Raw genomic sequence first — 923 nt, 5'->3', positions numbered from 1 at the left:
GCCGAGTGGAAACGCGACCGCGCCAACGGCGACGGCTCCGCACCGAGCGCGCCGCCGATGCCGGGCACCCTGGAGGCCTTCATGCGCCTGGTCGAGGCCGGCTGGGACGCCGAGGCCACCCGCCGCCCGCACGCCCAGCACACCACCGTGGTGGCCCACTACGACGCGGCCCAGCGCAGCGCCGCGCTGCACCTGGGCCCGCTGCTATCCGACGCCGACCGCCAATACCTGACCTGTGATGCCGGCTGCGAAGTCTGGCTCGAACGCCACGGCCAACCCCTGGGCGCCGGGCGCACCACCCGCACCATCAGCCGGCGACTGCGCCGCGCCCTCGAGCACCGCCACCCCAGCTGCGCGGTACCCGGCTGCGGGGCCACCCGCGGCCTACACGCCCACCACCTCGTGCACTGGGAAAACGGCGGCCCCACCGAGCTGGCCAACCTGGTCCTGATCTGCCCCTACCACCACCGCCAACACCACCAAGGCCACATCACCATCACCGGACCCCCCGACCACCTCTCGGTCACCGACGAGGACGGCCAACCCCTACACCCCGGCTCCCTCGCCCATCCCAAGATCTCGGTCACCCCGTTCAGCACGGCCGACGGCTCGGGCCACGCGCACAGCCCGGCGGGACCCTACGTCAGCGTCGCGGACTGGTCCGCCGTCTCGACGGCGTGGCTGCGCGAACCGCCGAGTTTCGAATTCGCACCGGCGCCGGGTCCGGCTTGACTCCGGGCATCGGCGACTTACGAATTCGATAGCGTATGCGCTACCAACTTTCAAGCAAGCCGCATGGTCTGGGCAGCGGGTAACGCAAACGAAATTCTTTATGCCCCAATCAACCTAGTTGGTCGATGGTGGTGGTTGGGGTTGGAAGGGGTCGTACCACCACCAGTCGGCGCGTTCGCCGAGGGGTCCGG

General features: G+C 70.2%; 2 protein-coding genes. One reads left to right on the top strand and one right to left on the bottom strand.

The genetic code is table 11. From position 1 onward, the window contains the following. A partial coding sequence (locus A5705_RS29175) for an HNH endonuclease signature motif containing protein (RefSeq protein ID WP_156763111.1) occupies positions 1 to 732 on the top strand: 732 nt, incomplete at its 5' end. A gap of 114 nt (positions 733 to 846) precedes the next feature. Here A5705_RS29175 and A5705_RS29170 read toward each other — a convergent pair. Continuing rightward, a partial coding sequence (locus A5705_RS29170; RefSeq protein WP_231982335.1) for a hypothetical protein occupies positions 847 to 923 on the bottom strand: 77 nt, incomplete at its 5' end.

It is taken from the genome of Mycobacterium sp. E787 (assembly GCF_001668725.1).
In the GTDB taxonomy this organism is placed as follows: Bacteria; Actinomycetota; Actinomycetes; order Mycobacteriales; family Mycobacteriaceae; genus Mycobacterium.
The sequence above is the reverse complement of the archived record's forward strand: the minus strand, read 5'-3'. Positions and strand labels throughout refer to the sequence as shown.